Origin of the sequence: Streptomyces sp. NBC_00019 (assembly GCF_045041015.1) — a bacterium.
Lineage (GTDB): Bacteria > Actinomycetota > Actinomycetes > Streptomycetales > Streptomycetaceae > Streptomyces.
The window spans coordinates 7,888,833-7,908,960 of sequence record NZ_CP108302.1 but is presented as its reverse complement, the minus strand read 5'-3'; the positions used below and the strand labels follow the sequence as shown (position 1 = coordinate 7,908,960).

The following is a 20,128-nucleotide window of genomic DNA, read 5'->3' as shown; positions in this document are numbered from 1 at the left end:
CACTACGCGAGACGGTCCAGGATGCGCGGGCCGAGGTCCGTGACGTCGCCCGCGCCCATGGTGAGAACGAGATCGCCGGGCTTCGCCATTCCCGCGACCACCGCGGGGACGTCCGCCTTGTCGTGGACCGGTGTCACGTCGGCGCCCGCGGCGCGCGCCGCGTCGATGATCAGGTCGCTGGTGACGCCGGGGATCGGGTCCTCGCGGGCCGGGTAGATGTCCAGGACCAGCGAGGCGTCCGCGAGGGACAGCGACTGGCCCATCTCCTTGCCCAGCTCCTGGGTGCGGGAGAAGAGGTGGGGCTGGAAGACCACCAGGATGCGGGCGTCGCCGGCGGCCCCGCGCATCGCCTCCAGGTCGGCCGTCATCTCGGTCGGGTGGTGGGCGTAGGAGTCGATGACCTGGACACCGGCCACCTCGCCCTTGAGCTGGAGGCGCCGCTTCACGCCCGTGTACGCGGCCAGGGCGGGGGCGAGGTCCGTCGCGGGGATGCCGAGCGCGACGCCCGCCGCGAGGGCGGCGACCGCGTTGTGCGCGTAGTGGCGGCCGGGGACGGAGACGGTGAAGGTGAGCGGCGTGCCGTCCAGCTCGACCGTGACCTCGCTCTTCAGACCCTGGGCCACCACCGACAGCACCCGTACGTCGGCGTCCTCCGCCTCTCCGTACGTCACCGTCCGCACCGAAGGAGCCACCCGTCGCGTCAGCTCCCGCGCGCCCTCGTGGTCGGAGGAGATCACCAGCGTGCCGCCGGGGACGATCTTTCCGGTGAACGTCTCGAAGGACTCGTAGATCTCGTCCATGGACGCGTAGTTCGCGTGGTGGTCGAGCTCGACGTTGAGGACGATCGCGACCTCGGGGGCGTACTTGTGGAAGCTGCGGTCCGATTCGTCCGCCTCGGCGACGAAGATCTCGCCGTCGCCGTGCAGCGCGTTGGAGCCGGGGGCGTCCAGGTCGCCGCCGATCGCGTACGAGGGCCGCAGGCCGAGCTCCGACAGCGAGACCGCCAGCATCGAGGTGGTCGTGGTCTTGCCGTGGGTGCCCGCCACCGCGATCGGGCGCAGGCCCTCCATCAGGGCGGCCAGCGCGTCGGAACGGTGCACCACCGGGATACCCAGCTCGGCCGCGCGGGCCAGCTCCGGGTTGTCCTGGCGGATCGCGGACGACACGACCACACAGCTCGCGTCGTCCGCGAGATGCTCCGCCGCGTGCCCGATGTGCACGGTGACACCCAGCGCCCGCAGCGCCTCGGCGGTCGCCGACTCCTTGGCATCACTGCCCGCCACCTTCGCCCCACGCTGCGCGAGGATCTTCGCGATCCCCGACATCCCGGCGCCGCCGATGCCGATGAAGTGCGGTCGGTCCATGGCGGTGGGAAGGGTGCCGGGTGCCACGTGATGTCTCCCTGTGCATACAGATACGGCGGACGTACAGGCGCCCCAGCCTAATTGCCTACGGCGACGCGACCGACCTAGGGGCGCGGGCCTGTATCGATTTGCGGCTACCGCCGCGCGGGCGCGACCAGCCACACACCACCCGCAGCCGCAATCACACAGGCACCCCAACGGCGACTACGCCATGCTGTGCGAGAACAGCTTCAACACCGGCACCCCCACCTTGTGCCGAGCCCGAGAAGCCCAGTCCCGGTGGAAGAACTCCTCCACATAGTGCGGATCGGTCAGCACGATCACCTCGTCCGCCCCGACCTCCTCCACCAGCCCCTTCAACGCATCCAGCGGATGATCCTCGATCAACCGCCCCTCCGCCGCGTTCCCGGAGCCCCGCAGCGCCTGCAGGGACACCTCCAGCGCCCGCTCCCCGAAGGGCCTCGCGGCATCACCCTCGGGTACCTCACGCTCCTTCGCCGCCTCGTCCAGTTCGCCCAGTGCGACGTCGTCGATGGCCCGCAGCAGGCGGTCCGCCTGGTCGCCGCGCGGCTGGAGCAGCACATGGAAGGAGACCTGCTCGTCGCCGTGCAAGGTGGTCACGAACTCCACGTCGGCGGACGTCAGGGCCTTTTCGATCATCAGTACGCTTGTGAACACCGAGCGCCCCTTCTGCGGAAACCATCCTGCCCCGTGATCTCACGGGGCTGCGAGATTCAGTGTGCCCGTCGGAAGCTAAACGGAACGGTAGATTCCGCCGATTTCGGGACCGACGGTACCGCTGAACGAATTTCAAGCGCGCTGGTAGCGGCCGAAGAGAAACCCCTCCTCCTCCAGCAGGGACACCAGTGCGAACCGATGCGGAACCGCGACGGACGGTCCCCCGGCGATGCGCTGGGCATCACCCGCGGTGAGCATCGGGGCAACGGTCAGACAGAGCTCGTCGAGCACGCCGGCGGCCACGAACTGACCGAGCAGCCGCGGGCCGCCCTCGGTCAGGAGCCGGGTGAATCCGAGGTCCGCGAGAGCCCGTACGGCACGGGCGGGCTCCACGCCGACGCCGTCACCGGCGATCACTACCCGGGCGCCCGCCTTCTCCGCGGTCGCGATCCGGTCGGGGGCGGCCGCCGCGCCGGTCAGGATCAGGGTGGGGACGAGGGGGGACGTGAACAGCGGAAGGGAGAAGTCCAGCTCCAGGCTGGCGCTGACCACCGCGATCGCCGGCGCGGGCCCCTGTCCGGCCGCCTCCCTGCGCTCGGCGAACTCCGCACGCGCGCGTGCGGGCCGGTAACCCTCCTGCCGTACCGTTTCCGCGCCGACGACGACCACGTCCGCCAGCCCCCTGAGCGTCCCGAAGATCCGCATGTCGGCCGCGGTGGAGATGGGCTGCGACTTCCCGTCGTGCTGAGCGGCACCGTCGAGCGTCGACACCATGTTCGCCCGCAACCAGGCCACCGGCGCCCCGCCGGCCACGGGCTCGGGATAGGCATAGGCCTCGGCCAGCTCGCCGAGACTCCACTCCCGGTCGACGAGATCGGCACCGGGCACACCACCCGCGCCGGAGTCGGCGAACGAGGAAGGACCAGCGCCGGTCCCGCCCAGAGCACGCACCGCTTCGCCCCCCTCTCCGACAGCACCGGACCCGTCCGCCCCGGGTACCCCACCGAAGCCTTCCGTCACAGCACCGCCGGCACCGCCGTCCGCGGCGCCGGGCACGACGACCGCGTCCCCGGCCTCGGCACCCCCACCAGAACCGCCAGTCCCGACAGGCCCACCGACTCCACCACCCCCGGAGCCCTCGACCGCACCCCCCGTCCCCACACCCCCGGCCCCACCGCCGGCGGCCCTCGTCGCTGTCTGGTCGGTCACAGGGAACAGGCGTCGCATGTCGTGCAGTGTGGCACGGCGCTTAGCATGGGGAACCGTGTCGTCCTCCACCACCGCCTCCGGGATCAGCCCGATAGCAGACGCGGCCCCGATGTCCCTGTGCTCCCGTGAGCCGCACGTCCCCGCGGACCGGCTCGTCGCCGAGATGGTGCCGCCGCCGCGGTTCGACTCGGTGCGGTTCGGCACGTACATCCCGGACCCGAACCAGCCCAGCCAGTTCGAGGCCGTCCGGGTACTGGAAGGCTTCGCCGGTGGACTCGGCGGGGCGCATGCCGTCGGCGGCGGGAAACGCGGGCTCTTCGGGTTCGGGAAGGCCAAGGCGCCCAAGGTGCCGGCCGGTCCCCGCGGGGTCTATCTCGACGGCGGCTACGGCGTCGGCAAGACCCATCTGCTCGCCTCCCTCTGGCACGCCACCCCGGCGGAGCCCTCGCTCAAGGCGTTCGGCACCTTCGTCGAGCTGACCAACCTCGTGGGCGCCCTGGGCTTCCAGAAGACGGTCCAGACGCTCTCCGGACACCGTCTCCTCTGCATCGACGAGTTCGAGCTCGACGACCCGGGTGACACCGTCCTCGTCTCCACCCTGCTCGGCAAGCTCGTCGACGCGGGTGTCGCCCTCGCCGCCACCTCCAACACCCTCCCCGGCAAGCTCGGCGAGGGCCGCTTCGCCGCGGTCGACTTCCTGCGCGAGATCCAGGGGCTCAGCGCCCACTTCCGGCCGCTGCGCATCGACGGCGAGGACTACCGCCACCGCGGTCTGCCCGCGGCACCGGCCCCCTACTCCGAGGAACAGGTCACCAAGGCGGCGTACGCCACCGAGGGCTCCTCGCTGGACGACTTCCCGCAACTCCTCGAGCACCTGGCCCGCGTCCACCCCAGCCGGTACGGCGCGCTGACCGATGGCCTGAAGGCGGTGTGTCTCACCGACGTACAGCCGATTCCGGACCAGTCCACCGCGCTGCGGCTCGTCGTGCTCGCGGACCGGCTGTACGACCGTGAGGTTCCGGTCCTCGCGTCCGGACAGCCGTTCGACCAGCTGTTCAGCGAGGAGATGCTCAAGGGCGGGTACCGCAAGAAGTACTTCCGGGCCATCTCCCGGCTCACCGCGCTGGCCCGCGACGGCAAGGGACTCGTCGAACCCGCCTAACCGGTGAACTCCCGCAGGTCAAGGGCTGGTTCCCGCCACCCGACCTATGAGTTTCAGGCTCTCTTCAGCTCGAAACGTTAAGTTAACCCTGCAAACAACTTTGCAGGGTTAACGTGTTTCTTGACCAGGCATTGACCATGTCTTGGCAAGCGCGTGAGCCGTGAACTACAGGGAGGGGGACGCACGTTGCGGGACAAACCGACACGGACCGGGCTCTCAACCCCTGCCGTGGGTCCACTCCCCCTCGCCTTCTTCGCTATCACGGCATCGTTCGCAACCGCGCACACAGCCAGTGAGGCTTCGACCAGAGCTCGGCCTCACAGATAACGGCAGTACCCCCCACCTGTCATGTACGTCCGACGCGCCGCTGCAGGCGCGCCAGGAGGAGTCACCACATGCAGCCCCTCATCGACAACGCCCGTCTGTTCGGACAGCGCCCTGAGGAGTTCGCCAAGCTCGCAGAAGGCCAGTCCCCTCAGGTCCTGTTCATCACCTGCTCCGACTCCAGGGTCGTCCCGGCCCTGATCACGGGCGCCGGCCCCGGCGAGCTCTTCGAGCTGCGCACCGCCGGCAACATCGTCCCGCCGTACACCTCCGAGCACCCCACCGGCGAGGCGGCCACCATCGAGTACGCCGTCGAAGTGCTCGGCGTCAGCGACATCGTGGTCTGCGGCCACTCGCACTGCGGCGCCGTCGGCGCCCTGGTGCGCGGCGACGACCTGACCGCCGTACCCGCCGTCCGCGACTGGCTCGCGCACGCCGCGCCGCGCCCCTCTGGAGCGCCCGAGGATCCATCCGTCGCCGAGGGCGTGCAGAGCCACGTCCTGACGCAGCTGCTGCGGCTGCGCGCCTACCCGTTCATCGAAGAGAAGCTGACGTCTCGTCAACTCACCCTCCGCGCCTGGTACTACGAGGTGCACACCGGTGCCGTGCGGGAACACCGCGCGGACACCGACACGTTCGAGGCGCTGTGATCGCGATGATGACCAAATACCCGCACCTGCGGCAGGACTTCGCCGCCTCCCTGGTCGTCTTCCTGGTCGCACTCCCGCTGTGCGTGGGCGTCGCCGTCGCCTCCGGCGTACCGGCCGAACTCGGTCTCGTCACAGGCATCGTGGGCGGCATCGTCACCGGCCTCATGCGCGGCAGCAGCCTGCAGGTCTCCGGACCGGCGGCGGGTCTGACCGTGCTGGTCTTCGAGGCGGTCCAGGAGTTCGGACTGCCCGTGCTCGGCGTGATCGTGCTGGCCACGGGCGCGCTCCAGATCCTCATGGGCGTCCTGAAGCTGGGCCGTTGGTTCCGGGCCATCTCGGTCTCCGTCGTCGAGGGCATGCTCGCCGGCATCGGCCTCGTGTTGATCGCCGGACAGCTGTACGCGATGGCCGACGCCAAGGCCCCCGCCTCCGGCCTCGGGAAGATAGCCGGGCTGCCCGGCGCGCTCGCGGACGCCGTCGGGAACGCCGGGGCGCTGGCCTCGCTCGGACTCGGCGTCGGCACCATCGCCGTCCTCGTGCTGTGGAAGCGCATGCCGGCGAAGGTGCGCACCGTGCCCGGTCCGCTCGCCGCGGTCGGTCTGGCCACGCTCGCCGGCCTGGCGTTCTCCATGCCGGTGGCGACCGTCGAGGTGCAGGGGCTGCTGGGTTCCATCCAGCCACCGTCCTTCACCGCCTTCGGTGAGCTCGCGAACATCGGTGTGCTCGCCACGATCGTCGCGTTCACCCTGATCGCGTCCGCCGAGTCGCTGTTCAGCGCGGCGGCCGTGGACCGGCTGCACGACGGGCCGCGCACCGCGTACGACAAGGAACTGGTCGCGCAGGGCGCGGGCAACGCGCTCTGCGGTGTGCTCGGCGCGCTGCCGATGACCGCGGTGATCGTGCGCAGTGCGGCGAACGTCCAGGCGGGCGCGAAGACCAAGGCGTCCCGGGTCATGCACGGCGTATGGCTGCTGCTGTTCGCGGCGCTGCTGCCGGGCGTCCTCGCCTACATCCCGATCCCGGCGCTCGCGGGCATCCTGGTCTACTCCGGCGCCAAGCTGATCCCCGTACGGGAGATCGTGTCGCTGTGGCGCGAGCACCGCGGTGAGGCGCTGATCCTGGTGGTCACGGCCGTGTCGATCGTCGCGGTCAGCATGTTCGAGGGCGTCCTCATCGGCCTCGCGCTGGCCGTCGCCAAGACCGCCTGGGAGGCCTCGCACCTGAAGCTGGAGGTCGTGGACAAGGGCGCCGGACCCGTCCAGGCGTATCTGTCGGGCAACGCGACCTTCCTCAGGCTGCCGAAGATCCTCGACAACCTGGAGTCCCTGCCGCAGGACCGCCCGGTGGAGCTGGACCTGTCCGGTCTGCACCACCTGGACCACGCCTGCCGTACGGCGCTGGAGAACTGGGCCGAGCGGCACAGCGCGGTCGGCACGGAGCCGGTTCGGGTCACCGCGCAGTAGGACGCACCACGCGACACACACCCGGCGCCTGGTCCGTAGCCTCGGACCAGGCACCGGGCATATCGTTGCAGGAGCGGACAAACAAGGCCTCTCAGTGAGGGGGTCGTTATGCTCCAGGAGCTCCTGACCGTGGCCGCGGCAGCCGGTTCCGCCGCTGTGGTCTATGTCGCCGCCGGGGCGCGGGTCGTCAAGCAGTACGAGCGCGGGGTGATCTTCCGGCTCGGGCGGCTGATGGACGACGTGCGGGCGCCCGGGTTCACGATGGTGGTCCCCTTCGTGGACCGGATGCACAAGGTCAACATGCAGATCGTCACACTGCCGATCCCGGCCCAGGAGGGCATCACCCGGGACAACGTGACGGTGCGCGTGGACGCGGTCGTCTACTTCCGGGTGATCGACGCGGCGAGCGCGCTCGTGAAGGTCGAGGACTACAAGTTCGCGGTCTCCCAGATGGCGCAGACGTCGCTGCGCTCGATCATCGGCAAGAGCGAGCTGGACGACCTGCTCTCCAACCGCGAGAAGCTCAACGAGGGCCTGGAGCTGATGATCGACAGCCCGGCCGTCGGCTGGGGCGTGCAGGTCGACCGCGTCGAGATCAAGGACGTGTCGCTGCCGGACGCGATGAAGCGCTCCATGGCCCGGCAGGCGGAGGCCGACCGCGAGCGCCGCGCCCGGATCATCAACGCGGACGCCGAACTCCAGGCGTCGAAGAAACTCGCCGAGGCCGCGAAGGAGATGTCCGAGCAGCCGGCCGCGCTCCAGCTGCGGTTGCTCCAGACGGTGGTGGCGGTGGCCGCCGAGAAGAACTCCACCCTGGTCCTCCCCTTCCCGGTGGAGCTGCTGCGCTTCCTGGAGAGGGCCCAGGAGCACCCCACCGACAGGTGACACCTCTACGCGCGTGGTTCCCGGAGCCCGCGCCAGGTGATAGACACAGCGGCGTCACATCCTGTCCGCCAGCAGGAAGGTTGCTGCTCCATGTCCGCAACACGACGTCAGGTGCTCGCCCGCTCCGGCGCCTTGGGGGCGGGAATCGCCTTCACCGGCGCCCTCTCCGAGCTCTTCACGGGCACCGCCGCCGCACAGAACCTCGGCCACACCGGCTACGGCCCGCTCGTCCCCGACCCGAACGGCCTGCTCGATCTGCCGGAAGGTTTCCGCTACAAGGTCCTCTCCCGTGAGGGCGACCAGCTCCGCTCCGGCGAGGGCCAGGTCCCCTCCAACCACGACGGCATGGCCGCCTTCGCCGGCAGACACGGCCGCGTCCACCTGGTCCGCAACCACGAGAACCGCGTCACCGGCAGGATCCCGGTCCCGACGATCGACGGGCTCACCTACGACCCGATGGGCAAGGGCGGCTGTACGGCCCTGACGCTCGACGGCCGCAACAAGGTCCTGTCCGAGCGGGTGGCCATCGCCGGCACCGCCGTCAACTGCGCGGGCGGGCCCACTCCTTGGGGCACCTGGCTGACCTGCGAGGAGACCGAGGACAAGGCCGGCACCAACGGCTACACCAAGGACCACGGCTTCATCTTCGAGGTCGACGGCGCCGACCCACGCCGCTCCGGAGCGGTCCCGCTGACCGCGATGGGCCGCTTCCAGCACGAGGCGATCGCCGTCGACCCGAAGCACGGCATCGTCTACGAGACCGAGGACGCGTTCCTCAAGCCGTTCGGCCTCTTCTACCGCTTCCTGCCGAACAAGCCGCTGGGCGGCCTGGGTTCGCTCCGCGCGGGCGGAAAGCTCCAGGCGATGCGCGTGCCCGGCGTACCGGACCTGTCCTCCATCCAGGAGACGGGCGCGTGCTTCGAGGGCGTCGAGTGGGTCGACGTACCGGACCCGCTGGCCGCCCAGACCCCCATCCGCCTCCAGGACTTCGGCCCGAAGGGCATCACGCACGCGCAGAAGCTGGAGGGCTGCTACTGGGGCGGCCGGTGTGTGTACTTCGTGTCCTCCTTCGCCCACAGCGCGGAGGGCTCGGCCGCGGACCACTTCGGCCAGATCTGGCGCTACGACCCGTCCTCGCGCCGCCTGACCCTGGTGATCGTCTTCGGCCCGGACACCGACATCCAGCTGCCCGGCGAGTCCCCCGACAACATCTGCCTCGCCCCCAGCGGCGGCCTGATGGTCTGCGAGGACGGCAACGGCGCACAGCACGTCTACGGCGTCACGCGCCGGGGCGAGGTCTACGCGATGGCCCGCAACGCCCAGAACATCGGCACACCCGAGGCGCCGGAGTGGGGCGAGTTCGCGGGGGTCACCTTCTCCCCCGACGGCGACACGATGTACGTCAACTGCTACACGCCGGGAACGACGTTCGCGGTGACGGGGCCCTGGCGCAGGTAGGGCCCCTGCGCCGGGAGGCGGACCCCCGCCTCCCGGCGCATGATCGAGGCACGACCGGACCGAAAGGGACGCCCCGCGGCCAAGAAGAAACACTGCCGTATCACTGGACCCGCAGTACCCGAAGGCAGACTTCGACGTGGCGGAGTGCCGGGAGCGGCTGCTGAAGGGGGCATGACGGGCACCTGAGCGGCGCGTGAGCGACCACAATCCGGGGCATGCCCGATTCATCCCGTTATGTTCATACGGTGATCATTCGAGTACGACAAGCAGCGGCCGCCTGCGCACTCGGCGCCGCGCTCACCGCCTGCACCGCCGCCCCCGAGGCACCCCGCGCCGCCCGTCCGGCCCCCTCCGCCCCCGCCGCGCCCTCCCGGCCTCCGACCCTCGCCCCGGGCCCCGCCGGGCTCACCCCCGTCTTCAAGAACGGCCCCCGCACGCACGGAAAGACGGTCGCGCTCACCTTCGACGCCGACATGACCGCGGACCAGGGACCCCGGGCCGCGGCCGGCGAGCGCTTCGACAACCCGCGGCTCATCGCGGCGCTGCGGACGCTGAAGGTGCCGGCCACCGTGTTCATGACGGGGCGATGGGCCGAGGAGTACCCGACGCAGGCGCGGTCGATCGGACGGGACCCGCTCTTCGAAGTGGCGAACCACTCGTACAGCCACTACGCCTTCACCGGCGACTGCTACGGGCTGCCGACCGTCTCGCAGGACCGCATGCGGGCCGATGTCGAGCACGCGTACGCCGCCTTCCGGAAGGCGGGCGTCCCGGACGCGCGGCCGTACTTCCGCTTCCCCGGCGGCTGCTACGACCGCGAGGCCCTCAAGACGCTCACCCCGGCCGGTGTCACCGCCGTGCAGTGGGACGTGGTCAGCGGGGACGCCTTCGCGACGGACGCGGACGCCGTGGCCCGGCAGGTGCTGGACGGAGTCCAGCCCGGTTCCGTGGTCGTCATGCACTGCACCCGCAGCGCCGCCCCGACGACCGAGCGGGCCGTACGGAAGATCGTGCCGGAGCTGCGGGCCAGGGGGTACCGGTTCGTGAAGGTGTCCGAGCTGATCGGGGCGGGCGGCGGTCGGCACTGACCGTCCTACGCTGGGGGTATGAGCGAGGACTACTGCACGATCAGCGCGGCGCCGAAGCCACCCGTCGCCGACGGTCCGCCGTACGCGGAGTGCGTGCTGTGCCGGAAGCCGACGGAGTATCCGGAGTCGTACAAGGGGATCACCATGTGCCCCGTCTGCGAGTGGCAGGAGGCCCAGCGGACCGCCTGCTCAGGGTGATCTCCGGGACGTCAGCACGCAGGCCACGGCGGCCGCGCCCGCGGTGAGCAGGGCCGCCGCGGCCAGGGGCAGCAGCGGCAGTGGAACCGTGCCCTCACGGGAGCCGGTGACCAGGCCCTGGACCGCCGCCTGGGCCGGGGAACCGGTCGTCACCATCGTCAGCAGAGCCGCGAGCAACATCGTGGGGACCGCCCGTCCCGGCGAGCGCAGCAGCGGCCACGTGGTGAGCGCCCCGACAGCCGTGCCGAGCAGGGCGCACGCGAGGGTGGCGATCAGCCCGGCCGCACCGGCAGGGAACCGTGGCACCCGCATCTGGTGGTCGGCGCTCACCGGATCGCTGATCAGCGTCACGACGAGAGTCGCCGCCGTGCCGAGCAGCGCCGCGGTGGCGAATGCCACCAGCAGAGCGGCGAGGTGCGCCCGCGCGGGTCCGACCGCCGCGGACACACAGGCACGGGCCGCGGGCGGCTCGTTGGACACACAGATCCGCACCAGCCAGGCGGCGACGGGCAGCAGCGCGGCGGCCGCGTACCCGAGCGAGTCGAGGATCGGCTGGCCGCTCTGCACACCGATGCCCAGGAACGCGACGTACAGGATGATCGGCGGCAGCCAGCGCTGGGAGCGTACGAGCAGGGCGGCCTGGTAGCGGAGCAGAGCGGTCATCGGCCGCCTTCCTGTGTCTCGTGGCTCACGCTCACCACATGCCACGGCGGACGGGCCGCCAGCAGGGTGCGGAGCAGGACGTCCGAGTGGGACGCGGGGACGGTGACCCGGTAGGTGCCCGGTTCCGTCTCCTCGGCGGCGGTGGCGGTCCGGTGCGCGTCCGCGGGCAGCCGGCCGCCGGCCGGACCCTGGGCCACGACGGTCACATGCGGGCCGGAGGGTGCGGCGGCTTGTGCCGTACGACGGTGGAGGCCGCCCTCGTGCACCGCGTACGTCGCGTCGGGCACCCCCGCCAGCCGGCTCGGGTCGTGGTCGACGAACACCACCGCTCCGCCCGCCGCGGTGCGCTCGGCGACCGCGCGCTCCAGTTCCGCCCGGGCGTCCGCGTCGAGGCCGGTCCACGCCTCGTCCAGGACGAGCAGCTCCGGTTCGGCGAGGAGGGCCTGGGCGACGGCGACCTTCTGGCTGCTGCCCTTGGAGAGCTGGGCCATGGGGGTGCGGGCGTAGGGGGTGGCGCCGAATCGCTCCAGGGTGTCGGCCGCGGCTCGCTCGGCCGAGGTTCGGGTGAGGCCGTGGATCGTGGCCAGGTGGGTCAGGTAGCCGAGGGCGGTGAACGGGAGGGCCGAGGGGAAGCGTTCGGGGACGTAGGCGGTGCGGGGGCGGCCTGTGATGCGGCCCTCCGAGGGGGCGTCGAGGCGGGCGAGTACGCGGAGGAGCGTGGATTTGCCGGAGCCGTTCGGGCCTTCTACGCGGGTGAGGGTGCCGGGGGTGAGGGTGAGGTGGATGCCTCGTAAGACCCAGGGGCCGCGTAGGCCGTAGCGGCGGCCCACGTTGTCCAGCTGTAGATCGCGTTCCATAGTGGTCATGATGTCGTGTGGCGGCCAACGGTTGTCTGTGGCTGGTCGCGCCCACGCGGCGGCAGCCGCAAATCGACACAGCCCCGCGCCCCTTAGGGTTGGCTGGTGTGAGCTCTGATTCCATGCCGCCCGGCGACAGTCCGTTCCAGCACTCGGCCACTGCCCGCGATCACGCGCCGCAGTTTGTGCTGCCGTTGGTCGTGCGCATCGAGCGGGATGCACCTCCCGCCCGTACCGACGCCCTCGAGACCGCCGCACGCGCCGTGCTCGTCATGCTCAGCGACTCGCGCTCCCTCGGGGACGGCGAATGGGCTCAGGTCATGCGGGACTGGCAGGACGCGCGTATCCGGAAGGTCGTGCGGCGGGCCCGTGGGGGCGAGTGGCGGAAGGCCGAGGCGCTGCCCGGGATCACGGTCACCGGGAAGTCCGCGGAGGTGCGGGTGTTTCCGCCGGTGCCGTTGGACGGGTGGCCCAAGGAGTTGGCCAAGCTTCAGGTGTCGGGTACCGATCTTGACGACCCCGAGCCGCCGGTGGACGCCGATCCGGGTGTCCCCGTGCTGTGGATGAGCCCGGACGTCGACATGTCGGCCGGGAAGGCGATGGCTCAGGCCGGGCACGGGGCTCAACTCGCCTGGTGGGAGCTGTCGGACGAGGAGCGGGCCGCTTGGCGGGACGCCGGGTTCCCGGTCGCCGTACGGACCCCTGGACGGGACCCTTGGCGTGAACTCGTGGGCAGTGGGCTGCCGTTGGTGCGGGACGCCGGGTTCACCGAGATCGCCCCGGGCTCGTGCACGGTCGTCGCCGACCATCCGGCGCTGCGGTGACCCGGCTCGACGGCAGGGTGGAACGGGGCAACCGGACCCGGCAGTCGGTGCTGCGCCGTACCGTCGAGATCGCCTCCGTGGAGGGTCTCGAGGCGCTGTCGGTGGGACGGCTCGCGACCGATCTGCGGCTCAGCAAGAGCGGCGTGTTCGCCCTGTTCGGCTCCAAGCAGGAGCTGCAGTTGGCCACGGTGCGGGAGGCCTCGCGGGTGTTCGTCGCGGAGGTCGTGGAGCCCGCCGCGAAGGTTCCGGCGGGGATCGGACGGGTGTGGCGGCTGTGCCAGGCGTGGCTGGCGTACTCGGAGGAGCGGGTCTTTCCCGGCGGCTGCTTCTTCTACGGCGTGATGGCCGAGTTCGACGCCCGGGAGGGGGCCGTGCACGATGCGCTGGTCGGGGCCCAGCGGTACTGGGGCGCGCATGTGGAGGGCTGTGTCGAGGAGGCGCGGGCCGCGGGTGAGCTGCGCGCCGACACCGATGCCGCGCAGCTCGCCTTCGAGTTGATCGCCCTCATGGAGTCGGCGAACGCGCTGTCCGTGCTGCATGGGGAGAACGTCGCCTATCGGCGGGCGCGGGTGGGGATCGCGGCGCGACTGCGGGCGGTGGCGGTGGACGTCGCGTCGGTGCCTCAAGTGGGCTGAGGACAAGGAACGTTGGCTTCTCGCCATTCGGTATCGGCCATCGAAAACAAGTAGCACGATCGTTCGCTTACTTTTATTCTTGGCCCTCTTGGGCCTACGCCCTGGACCTGATCGCCGAGGAGCAGTGATGGACGTCGTGGAACTCGACCGGATCGCCGTGTACGAGGCCCTGCGGGTGGTGGAACTCGCGCAGGACGGGGACTGGGAGCGGGACAGTCCCTGCGCCGGGTGGACGCTGCGGCGGCTGGTGGCGCACATGGCCGCGCAGCACCACGGGTTCGCGGCCGCCGCGCGGGGTGCGGGCGGCGATCCCGCGTACTGGACGGAGCCGGCGGACATGCGCGAGCCGGCCAAGGTGCATCGGGCGGCCGCGACGAGCCTCTTCGGGGCGTTCGCCGAACCGGGCGCCGTGGAGCGGGAGTTCACACTCCCCGAGCTGGGCGGGCGGTTTCCCGGGCGGCTCGCGATCGGCTTCCACTTCATCGACTACGTGGTGCACGCCTGGGATGTGGCCGCCACGCTGGGGGTCGGGCTCGAGCTGCCCGACGAGGTCCTGACGGCGGCCCTGGCCGTGGCCCGGTTCGTCCCGGCCGATCCGGCGGGGCGGGGTCCGGGGTTCGCGTTCGCCGCGACGCTGGACGTTCCGCCGGGCGCCGGGCCGCTGGAGGAGACGCTGCGGCTGCTGGGGCGGTCACCGGAGTGGGGGTGAGCGGTCCGCCCGCTTGAACGGGCGGCCGCTGCGTTACGTACCTCCTGGCACGGATGGGCCGGAACCTCAAATGTTCCTCTGAACGACGGGGTGGGGGGATTCGAGGCCGGACACCGGGGCCATACCCCCGTCACGCCGGAAACAGCGAGCCGTCGAAGGGGACGACACAGCGGATCCAGGTGGAGCGGAGAGTCGGCCGGAGGAGGGACGGGGACGATGGAGCGACTGGGTACGGGAATCGGATGGCGACCGGAGATCGCGGACGCCGTGGAGCGCATGCCGGGTATCGACTGGGTCGAGGCCGTGGCGGAGAACGTCTGCCCGGGGCACCTCCCCGAATCGCTGCTCCGGCTGCGCGAGCGCGGGGTGACCGTCGTCCCGCACGGCGTCTCCCTCGGGCTCGGCGGCGCGGACCGGCCCGACGAGGACCGGCTGACGGCCCTCGCCGAGCGCGCCACGGCCCTGGGCGCACCGCTGGTCACCGAGCACATCGCGTTCGTCCGGGCAGGCGGGCCCCTGACGGCCTCACCGCGCCTGGAGGCGGGTCATCTGCTGCCGGTGCCGCGCACCCGCGACGCGCTCGACGTGCTCTGCGAGAACGTCCGTATCGCCCAGGCCGCGCTGCCCGTGCCGCTCGCCGTCGAGAACATCGCCGCGCTGATCTCCTGGCCGGGCGAGGAGATGACGGAGGGGCAGTTCCTGTACGAGCTGGCCGACCGCACGGGCGTACGGCTGCTGATCGACGTCGCGAACCTCCACACCAACCACGTCAACCGCGGCGAGGACCCCGCCGAGGCCCTCGCCGACCTCCCTCTGGAGGCCATCGCCTACGTCCATGTGGCGGGCGGCTTCGAACGCGACGGCGTCTGGCACGACAGTCACGCCCACCCCGTCCCCCGCCCGGTCCTCGACATCCTCACCGACCTCGCCTCCCGCGTCTCCCCGCCGGGGGTCCTGCTGGAACGGGACGAGAACTTCCCCGAGCCGAGCGAGCTGGAGCGGGAACTGACGGCGATACGGGGCGCGCTGGAGAAGGGGCGCGAGCAGGCCGGGGGCAGCTCCGAGGAGGGCGGCGGGGAGGCCGTGACGGATGTCGCGGGGCGGGTCACGAGGACCAGCCCCGACACCACCGCCGACGCCCCCCTCGACACCACTGCCGATGCCCCCCTCGGCGCCGCTGATGGCGCTCCCACCACCGCCCCCGCCCGTCAGCGCCTCGCCCTCGCACAGACCGCTCTGCTCTCCGCGCTCGTCGCCGGGACGCCCGTGCCCGAGGGGTTCGACCGGGTGCGGGTCGGGGTGCAGGCGCGGGCGCTCGCCGGGAAGCGGGCGGATGTCGTGGCGAAGGTCGCGCCCGAGCTGCCGGAGATTCTCGGGGCTGGGTACCGGGCGGCGTTCCTCGGGTACGCCCACGGGCACCCGATGGGCGCCGGCTACCGGCGGGACGCGCTGGACTTCGCCGGGTACCTCCTCGGTTCCGGCCTGCCGGAGGACCCACACGCCCGGGCCGGGCTGCGGGAGTGGTGGCTGGAGCGGTCGGGCACGCGGCCGCGGTCCCACCGGCCCGCCGTACGGCTGGCACGGGCGACGCGGCGGGTGCTGCTGCGACGGTGACCAGCCGCCGTCGGTACCGACACCGCGGCCGAGTGTGCCGGGATTAACACCTCGCCTCGACACAGCTCCCACACACTCGGTTGGCCACCCTTTGATGCCATATGCCACCAACTCTCCCCTCACCATTCGCCCTTGGTGTCCGGGATGCAACCATTCGCTCCTGTACGGCAGTTGGCGCGGACCGCGCAGTAACATGCCAATCCCGCACTCGAAATCTCACTAGCGTGCGGTGCCGTAACAGGAGGCACCATGCGACCGCGACCCCCCGTCAACGGCCGAGGAATTCTCAGCGGCACGGGGCTCATCATCACCGGCCTGACAGCGACCCTGATGGCGCTGATCTTCCCGATCTGGTCGTACGCCGACCGGTCGGGGACCGCAGCCGACGTACTCAACGCCGATACCGTGTCGACGCAGTACGGGCCGCTGTCCGCTCTCGACCGGGAGTTCGTCACGAAGGTCCGGCTGGCCGGGCTGTGGGAGCTGCCCGCGGGCCAGCAGGCCCAGCAGAAGGGCACGACACAGGCCGTACGGACGGCCGGACAGCACCTCGTCGAGGGGCACACCTTCCTGGACGAGCGGGTCCGCGACGTCGCCTCGCAGCTGGGCCTGGCGCTTCCCAACGAGCCGAACGACCAGCAGAAGGGGTGGCTCGCCACCCTGAACGCGGCCCAAGGCGTCGGCTACGACCGTGAGTTCGCCAACATCCTGCGTCTCGCACACGGCAAGGTCTTCTCCGTCGTCGCCCAGGTCCGCGCGAGCACCCGCAACTCCCTGGTCCGCACCCTCGCCGACGACGCCAACACCACCGTCCTGGACCACATCAAGATCCTGGAGGCCACGGGCTACGTCGACTTCGACGCCCTGGCCCAGGACATGGCCGCCGGCAGCACACCCCCGATCACCAACTCCCCGGCCCCGCCCGCCTTCACGGCAGCCCCGACCCCGGCCGTCCCGGTGACCCCGAGCTACGCACTGCCCCCACCCGCCACCAGCCCACCCCCGCGCGAGCCCTAAGGGGAACGTCACATACCGGCAAACACTTGTCCGGATTGTGAACAAGGCATGGCGCAGTCCAGACCATCTCGCATAGAACAGCGTCATGTTCTGGGTCCTTCTCCTGCTGCTGGCCTGGGCCGCCGCCGGAACCGCGTGCACCCGGCTGTGCCTGGCCGCCGTGCACGCCGCGGCCGACGATGTGGACGCGGGCCACGGACACGACCTCACGCTGTACGAGGCGGCGTTCCTGTCCGGCGGCCCACGCCGGGTCGCCGACCTCACCCTCGTCTCCATGGCCCGCCAGCGCCGGCTGCTGCTCGCGCACACGGGCTGGGCGACGGTCGTCGACCCGCGCGGCCGGGACGAGATCGAGCGCTCCGTCATAGGGGCGATCGGACCGGAGGGGCAGTCCCGTATCGCCCCGCTCCGGGACGCCGCCGCCACCGCGGCCCCCGTACGCGGTCTTGCCGACGGTCTCGTCCGCGCCGGCCTCGCCGTGCCCGACGGGGCGCGCACGACGGTCGCGGACGCGGTCCGCCAGGTACAGATCGCCGCGGTCGTGGTCCTCGCACTGGGCGCGACGGCGCTGCTGACGCCCGCCCCGTCGGACGTACCGCGCCATCTGATCGCCGTCTGGTTCGCGCTCCCCCTCGCACTGACCCTGAGCTGCCTGGCCATCGCGCGCATCGAGGTGCACCCGTACTCGCGCTGGGCCTCCCCGGCAGGTCAGCGGCTGCTCGGCGCCCTGCCCCGGCGTGCCGCCGGCGGCGACGACCGTACGTACCTCACCACCGTCGCCGTACGAGGCGTCAGCGCGGTCGGCGAACCGGACCTGCGCGCGGCCTTCGCCGACCGCGAGCAGCACTGGCGCACCGGGCACACCAGGGGCGCATAGGGGGCATTGGCGCCGACACCGGCCGGGTGGTGCTTGCCTTCGCCGACAACCGAACGAAACATCCCTTTTGTTGCTGCCGTGCACCGAAGGGATACGCGATGAGAGCCCCCGCCCTCTACTCGGCCGCCGGGACCTTGCTCCTGACCACTCTCGCGGCCGCCCCGGCCGGCGGCGCGTCGGGCGCATCGGGTGCTCCCGCTGCGGCCGAGGTGCGCGGCACCGCGACGGCCGCCGCGCGCGCCGAGGCCGAGGGCATCGCCTTCGGCAAGTGCGCCGAGGTGGAGGACCTGCCGGGCAACGTCCAGTGCGGCACGGTGTCCGTCCCGCTCGACTACGCACGCCCCGACGGGAAGCAGATCAAGCTCACCGTCAGCCGCGTGCGGGCCACGCACAAGGACCCGCACAACAGCAAGCGCAAGGTGCCCCGGCAGGGCGCCCTGGTCTTCAACCCGGGCGGTCCCGGCGCCTCCGGCATGTACTTCCCGCTGATCGGCGTGGTGCCCGAGTGGAAGCGGCTCGCGGCCGCGTACGACCTCGTCGGCTACGCCCCGCGCGGGGTGGGCCGTTCGGCGCCCCTGTCCTGCCAGGACCCCCAGCACTTCTTCAAGGCGCCCTCGCAGGCGCCGACGCACCCCTCGGAGTCGTACAAGCGGGAGCGCATCGCGCAGGCGAAGGCGTACGCGCGCGGCTGCGCCAAGCGGGCGGGCGGCGCGCTCCGGCACTACACCTCGCTCAACAACGCCCGTGACCTCGACGTCCTGCGGGCCGCGCTGGGCGAGGAGAAGCTGACGTTCATGGGGGCGTCGTACGGCACCTACTTCGGGGCGCTGTACGCGACGCTGTTCCCCTCGCACGTACGGCGGATGGTGTTCGACTCGGCGGTGAACCCGGATCCGACGCAGGTCTGGTACCGCAACAACCTCGACCAGTCGGCCGCGTTCGAGGGCCGCTGGGCGGACTTGCGGGACTGGATCGCCAAGCACGACAAGGTGTACGGGCTCGGCGACACGGCGGAACGGGTGCAGCGCAGCTACGACAGGGCGGCGGCGCAGCTGGCGGCGGAGCCGGCGGGCGGGAAGGTCGGGCCCGGGCAGTTGCAGGGGGCGTTCCTGACGGCCGGGTACTACGACGACTACTGGCCGCACCGGGCGGAGGCGCTGTCGGCGTATCTGAAGGGCGACCCGAAGCAGCTGATCCTGCAGGCGGGTCCGCATCCGGAGGCGGCGAAGGAGGCGGAGAACGGCAACGCGGTCTACACGGCCGTCGAGTGCAACGACGCGTCCTGGCCGACGGACTGGAAGGTGTGGGACCGGGACAACACGCGGCTGGCGCGGGTGGCGCCGTTCGAGACGTGGGACAACGCCTGGATGAACCTGCCCTGCGCGTACTGGTCGGCGCCGCGTCAGGAGCCCCTGGATGTGCGGACCGGTCCCGGTGAGCTGCCGCCGACGCTGATCCTGGCGGCCGAGCGGGACGCGGCGACGCCGTACGAAGGCGCCCTGGAGATGCACCGGCGGCTGTGGGGCTCGGTCCTGGTGACCGAGCGGGACTCGGGCACGCACGGCATCGCGGGCGGCCCGAACCCGTGTGTCAACGGGCATGTGGACGCGTACCTGCTGGAGGGCAGCCTCCCGGTGCGGCGCGCGGCCTGCGCACCGCACCCGGAGCCCAAGCCGCGCGAGCACTCCCGGAAGAAGTCGGCCGCCCGGCCCGCGGCCTGATCAGGCGAGGCCCGCGACCAGCTCCGCGATGTCCTTGCGGCGGCCCGTGTAGAACGGGACCTCCTCACGGACGTGCATGCGGGCCTCGGACGCACGCAGATGGCGCATGAGGTCGACGATGCGGTACAGCTCGTCGGCCTCGAAGGCCAGCATCCACTCGTAGTCGCCGAGCGAGAACGAGGCGACCGTGTTGGCGCGGACGTCCGGGTAGCCGCGGGCCATCTTGCCGTGGTCGGCGAGCATGCGGCGGCGGTCCTCGTCAGGCAGCAGGTACCAGTCGTAGGACCGCACGAAGGGGTAGACGCTGACGTAGTTGCGCGGCGTCTCGTCGGCGAGGAACGCCGGGATGTGCGAGCGGTTGAACTCGGCGGGGCGGTGCAGCGCCATGTTCGACCACACCGGCTCCAGGGCGCGGCCCAGCTTGGTGCGGCGGAAGAGGTTGTAGGCCTCCTGCAGCTGGTCGCTGGTCTCCGCGTGCCACCAGATCATGAGGTCGGCGTCGGCGCGCAGCCCGGACACGTCGTAGGTGCCACGGACGGTGACGTCCTTGGCGGCGAGCTGGTCGAACAGCTCCTGGACCTCGTCGGCGTAGCCCGCGCGGTCCTCGGGGAGCACGTCCTTCAGCTTGAAGACGGACCAGAGCGTGTAGCGGATGACCTCGTTGAGGTCCTTGGCCAGCTTGCCCTTGTTCGGGATCCGGCCGGCCTCGGGGGTGGGGGCGTCGTTGCTCAT

Annotated in this window: 20 protein-coding genes; 14 read left to right on the top strand and 6 right to left on the bottom strand. The window is 71.4% G+C overall.

Features of this window, described 5'->3' with window-relative positions; genetic code table 11:
* Positions 1-2: 2 nt before the first annotated feature.
* The 3 genes from murC to OHU89_RS37105 all read right to left on the bottom strand — a co-directional run bounded on the left by murC (position 3) and on the right by OHU89_RS37105 (position 2,930).
* Positions 3-1,391: a UDP-N-acetylmuramate--L-alanine ligase gene (murC, locus tag OHU89_RS37115; RefSeq protein ID WP_307024662.1), complete on the bottom strand. Its 1,389-nt coding sequence runs from the start codon at positions 1,389-1,391 to the stop codon at positions 3-5.
* Between the two features lie 177 nt (positions 1,392-1,568).
* The gene (locus OHU89_RS37110) at positions 1,569-2,042 is read right to left on the bottom strand and encodes an indole-3-glycerol phosphate synthase (RefSeq protein WP_405649320.1); all 474 of its coding nucleotides are present in this window, start codon (positions 2,040-2,042) and stop codon (positions 1,569-1,571) included.
* Positions 2,043-2,174: 132 nt separating this feature from the next.
* On the bottom strand, positions 2,175-2,930 hold the full coding sequence (locus tag OHU89_RS37105; protein ID WP_405654813.1) for a pyrimidine reductase family protein: 756 nt from the start codon (positions 2,928-2,930) through the stop codon (positions 2,175-2,177).
* A gap of 376 nt (positions 2,931-3,306) precedes the next feature.
* On the opposite strand from OHU89_RS37105, the gene zapE reads away from it, so the two are divergent.
* The 7 genes from zapE to OHU89_RS37070 all read left to right on the top strand — a co-directional run bounded on the left by zapE (position 3,307) and on the right by OHU89_RS37070 (position 10,479).
* Positions 3,307-4,413 carry a cell division protein ZapE gene (gene zapE / locus OHU89_RS37100; RefSeq protein WP_405649319.1) on the top strand — a complete coding sequence of 369 codons (1,107 nt, stop codon included), beginning with the start codon at positions 3,307-3,309 and terminating at the stop codon, positions 4,411-4,413.
* A gap of 395 nt (positions 4,414-4,808) precedes the next feature.
* A complete protein-coding gene (locus OHU89_RS37095; RefSeq protein ID WP_405649318.1) occupies positions 4,809-5,387 on the top strand; it encodes a carbonic anhydrase in 579 nt (192 codons plus the stop codon).
* Between the two features lie 5 nt (positions 5,388-5,392).
* Entirely contained in the window at positions 5,393-6,850 is a 1,458-nt protein-coding gene (locus OHU89_RS37090; RefSeq protein WP_266886843.1) for a SulP family inorganic anion transporter, read from the top strand.
* Positions 6,851-6,958: 108 nt separating this feature from the next.
* The gene (locus OHU89_RS37085) at positions 6,959-7,735 is read left to right on the top strand and encodes a slipin family protein (protein WP_405649316.1); all 777 of its coding nucleotides are present in this window, start codon (positions 6,959-6,961) and stop codon (positions 7,733-7,735) included.
* A 90-nt stretch (positions 7,736-7,825) separates the two neighbouring features.
* Positions 7,826-9,193 carry a PhoX family protein gene (locus OHU89_RS37080; protein ID WP_405649315.1) on the top strand — a complete coding sequence of 456 codons (1,368 nt, stop codon included), beginning with the start codon at positions 7,826-7,828 and terminating at the stop codon, positions 9,191-9,193.
* A 245-nt stretch (positions 9,194-9,438) separates the two neighbouring features.
* Positions 9,439-10,281 (top strand): polysaccharide deacetylase family protein, encoded by an 843-nt coding sequence (locus OHU89_RS37075; protein WP_405649314.1) that lies wholly within the window; start codon positions 9,439-9,441, stop codon positions 10,279-10,281.
* Between the two features lie 18 nt (positions 10,282-10,299).
* Positions 10,300-10,479 carry a hypothetical protein gene (locus tag OHU89_RS37070; protein WP_095046541.1) on the top strand — a complete coding sequence of 60 codons (180 nt, stop codon included), beginning with the start codon at positions 10,300-10,302 and terminating at the stop codon, positions 10,477-10,479.
* On the opposite strand, the gene OHU89_RS37065 is transcribed toward OHU89_RS37070, so the two are convergent.
* Together OHU89_RS37065 and OHU89_RS37060 are read right to left on the bottom strand one after the other, a co-directional pair.
* Positions 10,471-11,142: an ABC transporter gene (locus tag OHU89_RS37065; protein WP_405649313.1), complete on the bottom strand. Its 672-nt coding sequence runs from the start codon at positions 11,140-11,142 to the stop codon at positions 10,471-10,473. The genes OHU89_RS37070 and OHU89_RS37065 overlap by 9 nt on opposite strands.
* On the bottom strand, positions 11,139-11,999 hold the full coding sequence (locus OHU89_RS37060) for an ATP-binding cassette domain-containing protein (RefSeq protein WP_405649312.1): 861 nt from the start codon (positions 11,997-11,999) through the stop codon (positions 11,139-11,141). The genes OHU89_RS37065 and OHU89_RS37060 overlap by 4 nt, the downstream gene beginning before the upstream one ends.
* Before the next feature lie 122 nt (positions 12,000-12,121).
* On the opposite strand from OHU89_RS37060, the gene OHU89_RS37055 reads away from it, so the two are divergent.
* The 7 genes from OHU89_RS37055 to OHU89_RS37025 all read left to right on the top strand — a co-directional run bounded on the left by OHU89_RS37055 (position 12,122) and on the right by OHU89_RS37025 (position 19,396).
* Positions 12,122-12,823 carry an aminoacyl-tRNA hydrolase gene (locus OHU89_RS37055; RefSeq protein ID WP_405654811.1) on the top strand — a complete coding sequence of 234 codons (702 nt, stop codon included), beginning with the start codon at positions 12,122-12,124 and terminating at the stop codon, positions 12,821-12,823.
* A complete protein-coding gene (locus OHU89_RS37050; protein WP_405649311.1) occupies positions 12,820-13,458 on the top strand; it encodes a TetR/AcrR family transcriptional regulator in 639 nt (212 codons plus the stop codon). The genes OHU89_RS37055 and OHU89_RS37050 overlap by 4 nt, the downstream gene beginning before the upstream one ends.
* Before the next feature lie 127 nt (positions 13,459-13,585).
* On the top strand, positions 13,586-14,167 hold the full coding sequence (locus OHU89_RS37045) for a TIGR03086 family metal-binding protein (protein ID WP_405649310.1): 582 nt from the start codon (positions 13,586-13,588) through the stop codon (positions 14,165-14,167).
* Positions 14,168-14,383: 216 nt separating this feature from the next.
* Positions 14,384-15,781, top strand: a complete 1,398-nt coding sequence (locus OHU89_RS37040) for a DUF692 domain-containing protein (protein ID WP_405649309.1) — start codon at positions 14,384-14,386, stop codon at positions 15,779-15,781.
* A gap of 249 nt (positions 15,782-16,030) precedes the next feature.
* Positions 16,031-16,798 (top strand): DUF4142 domain-containing protein, encoded by a 768-nt coding sequence (locus tag OHU89_RS37035; protein WP_405649308.1) that lies wholly within the window; start codon positions 16,031-16,033, stop codon positions 16,796-16,798.
* Positions 16,799-16,883: 85 nt separating this feature from the next.
* The gene (locus OHU89_RS37030; RefSeq protein WP_405649307.1) at positions 16,884-17,675 is read left to right on the top strand and encodes a TIGR04222 domain-containing membrane protein; all 792 of its coding nucleotides are present in this window, start codon (positions 16,884-16,886) and stop codon (positions 17,673-17,675) included.
* A gap of 98 nt (positions 17,676-17,773) precedes the next feature.
* Positions 17,774-19,396 (top strand): alpha/beta hydrolase, encoded by a 1,623-nt coding sequence (locus OHU89_RS37025; RefSeq protein ID WP_405649306.1) that lies wholly within the window; start codon positions 17,774-17,776, stop codon positions 19,394-19,396.
* On the opposite strand, the gene hemQ is transcribed toward OHU89_RS37025, so the two are convergent.
* Positions 19,397-20,128 carry a hydrogen peroxide-dependent heme synthase gene (hemQ, locus tag OHU89_RS37020; RefSeq protein ID WP_266886867.1) on the bottom strand — a complete coding sequence of 244 codons (732 nt, stop codon included), beginning with the start codon at positions 20,126-20,128 and terminating at the stop codon, positions 19,397-19,399. It abuts the gene before it with no gap.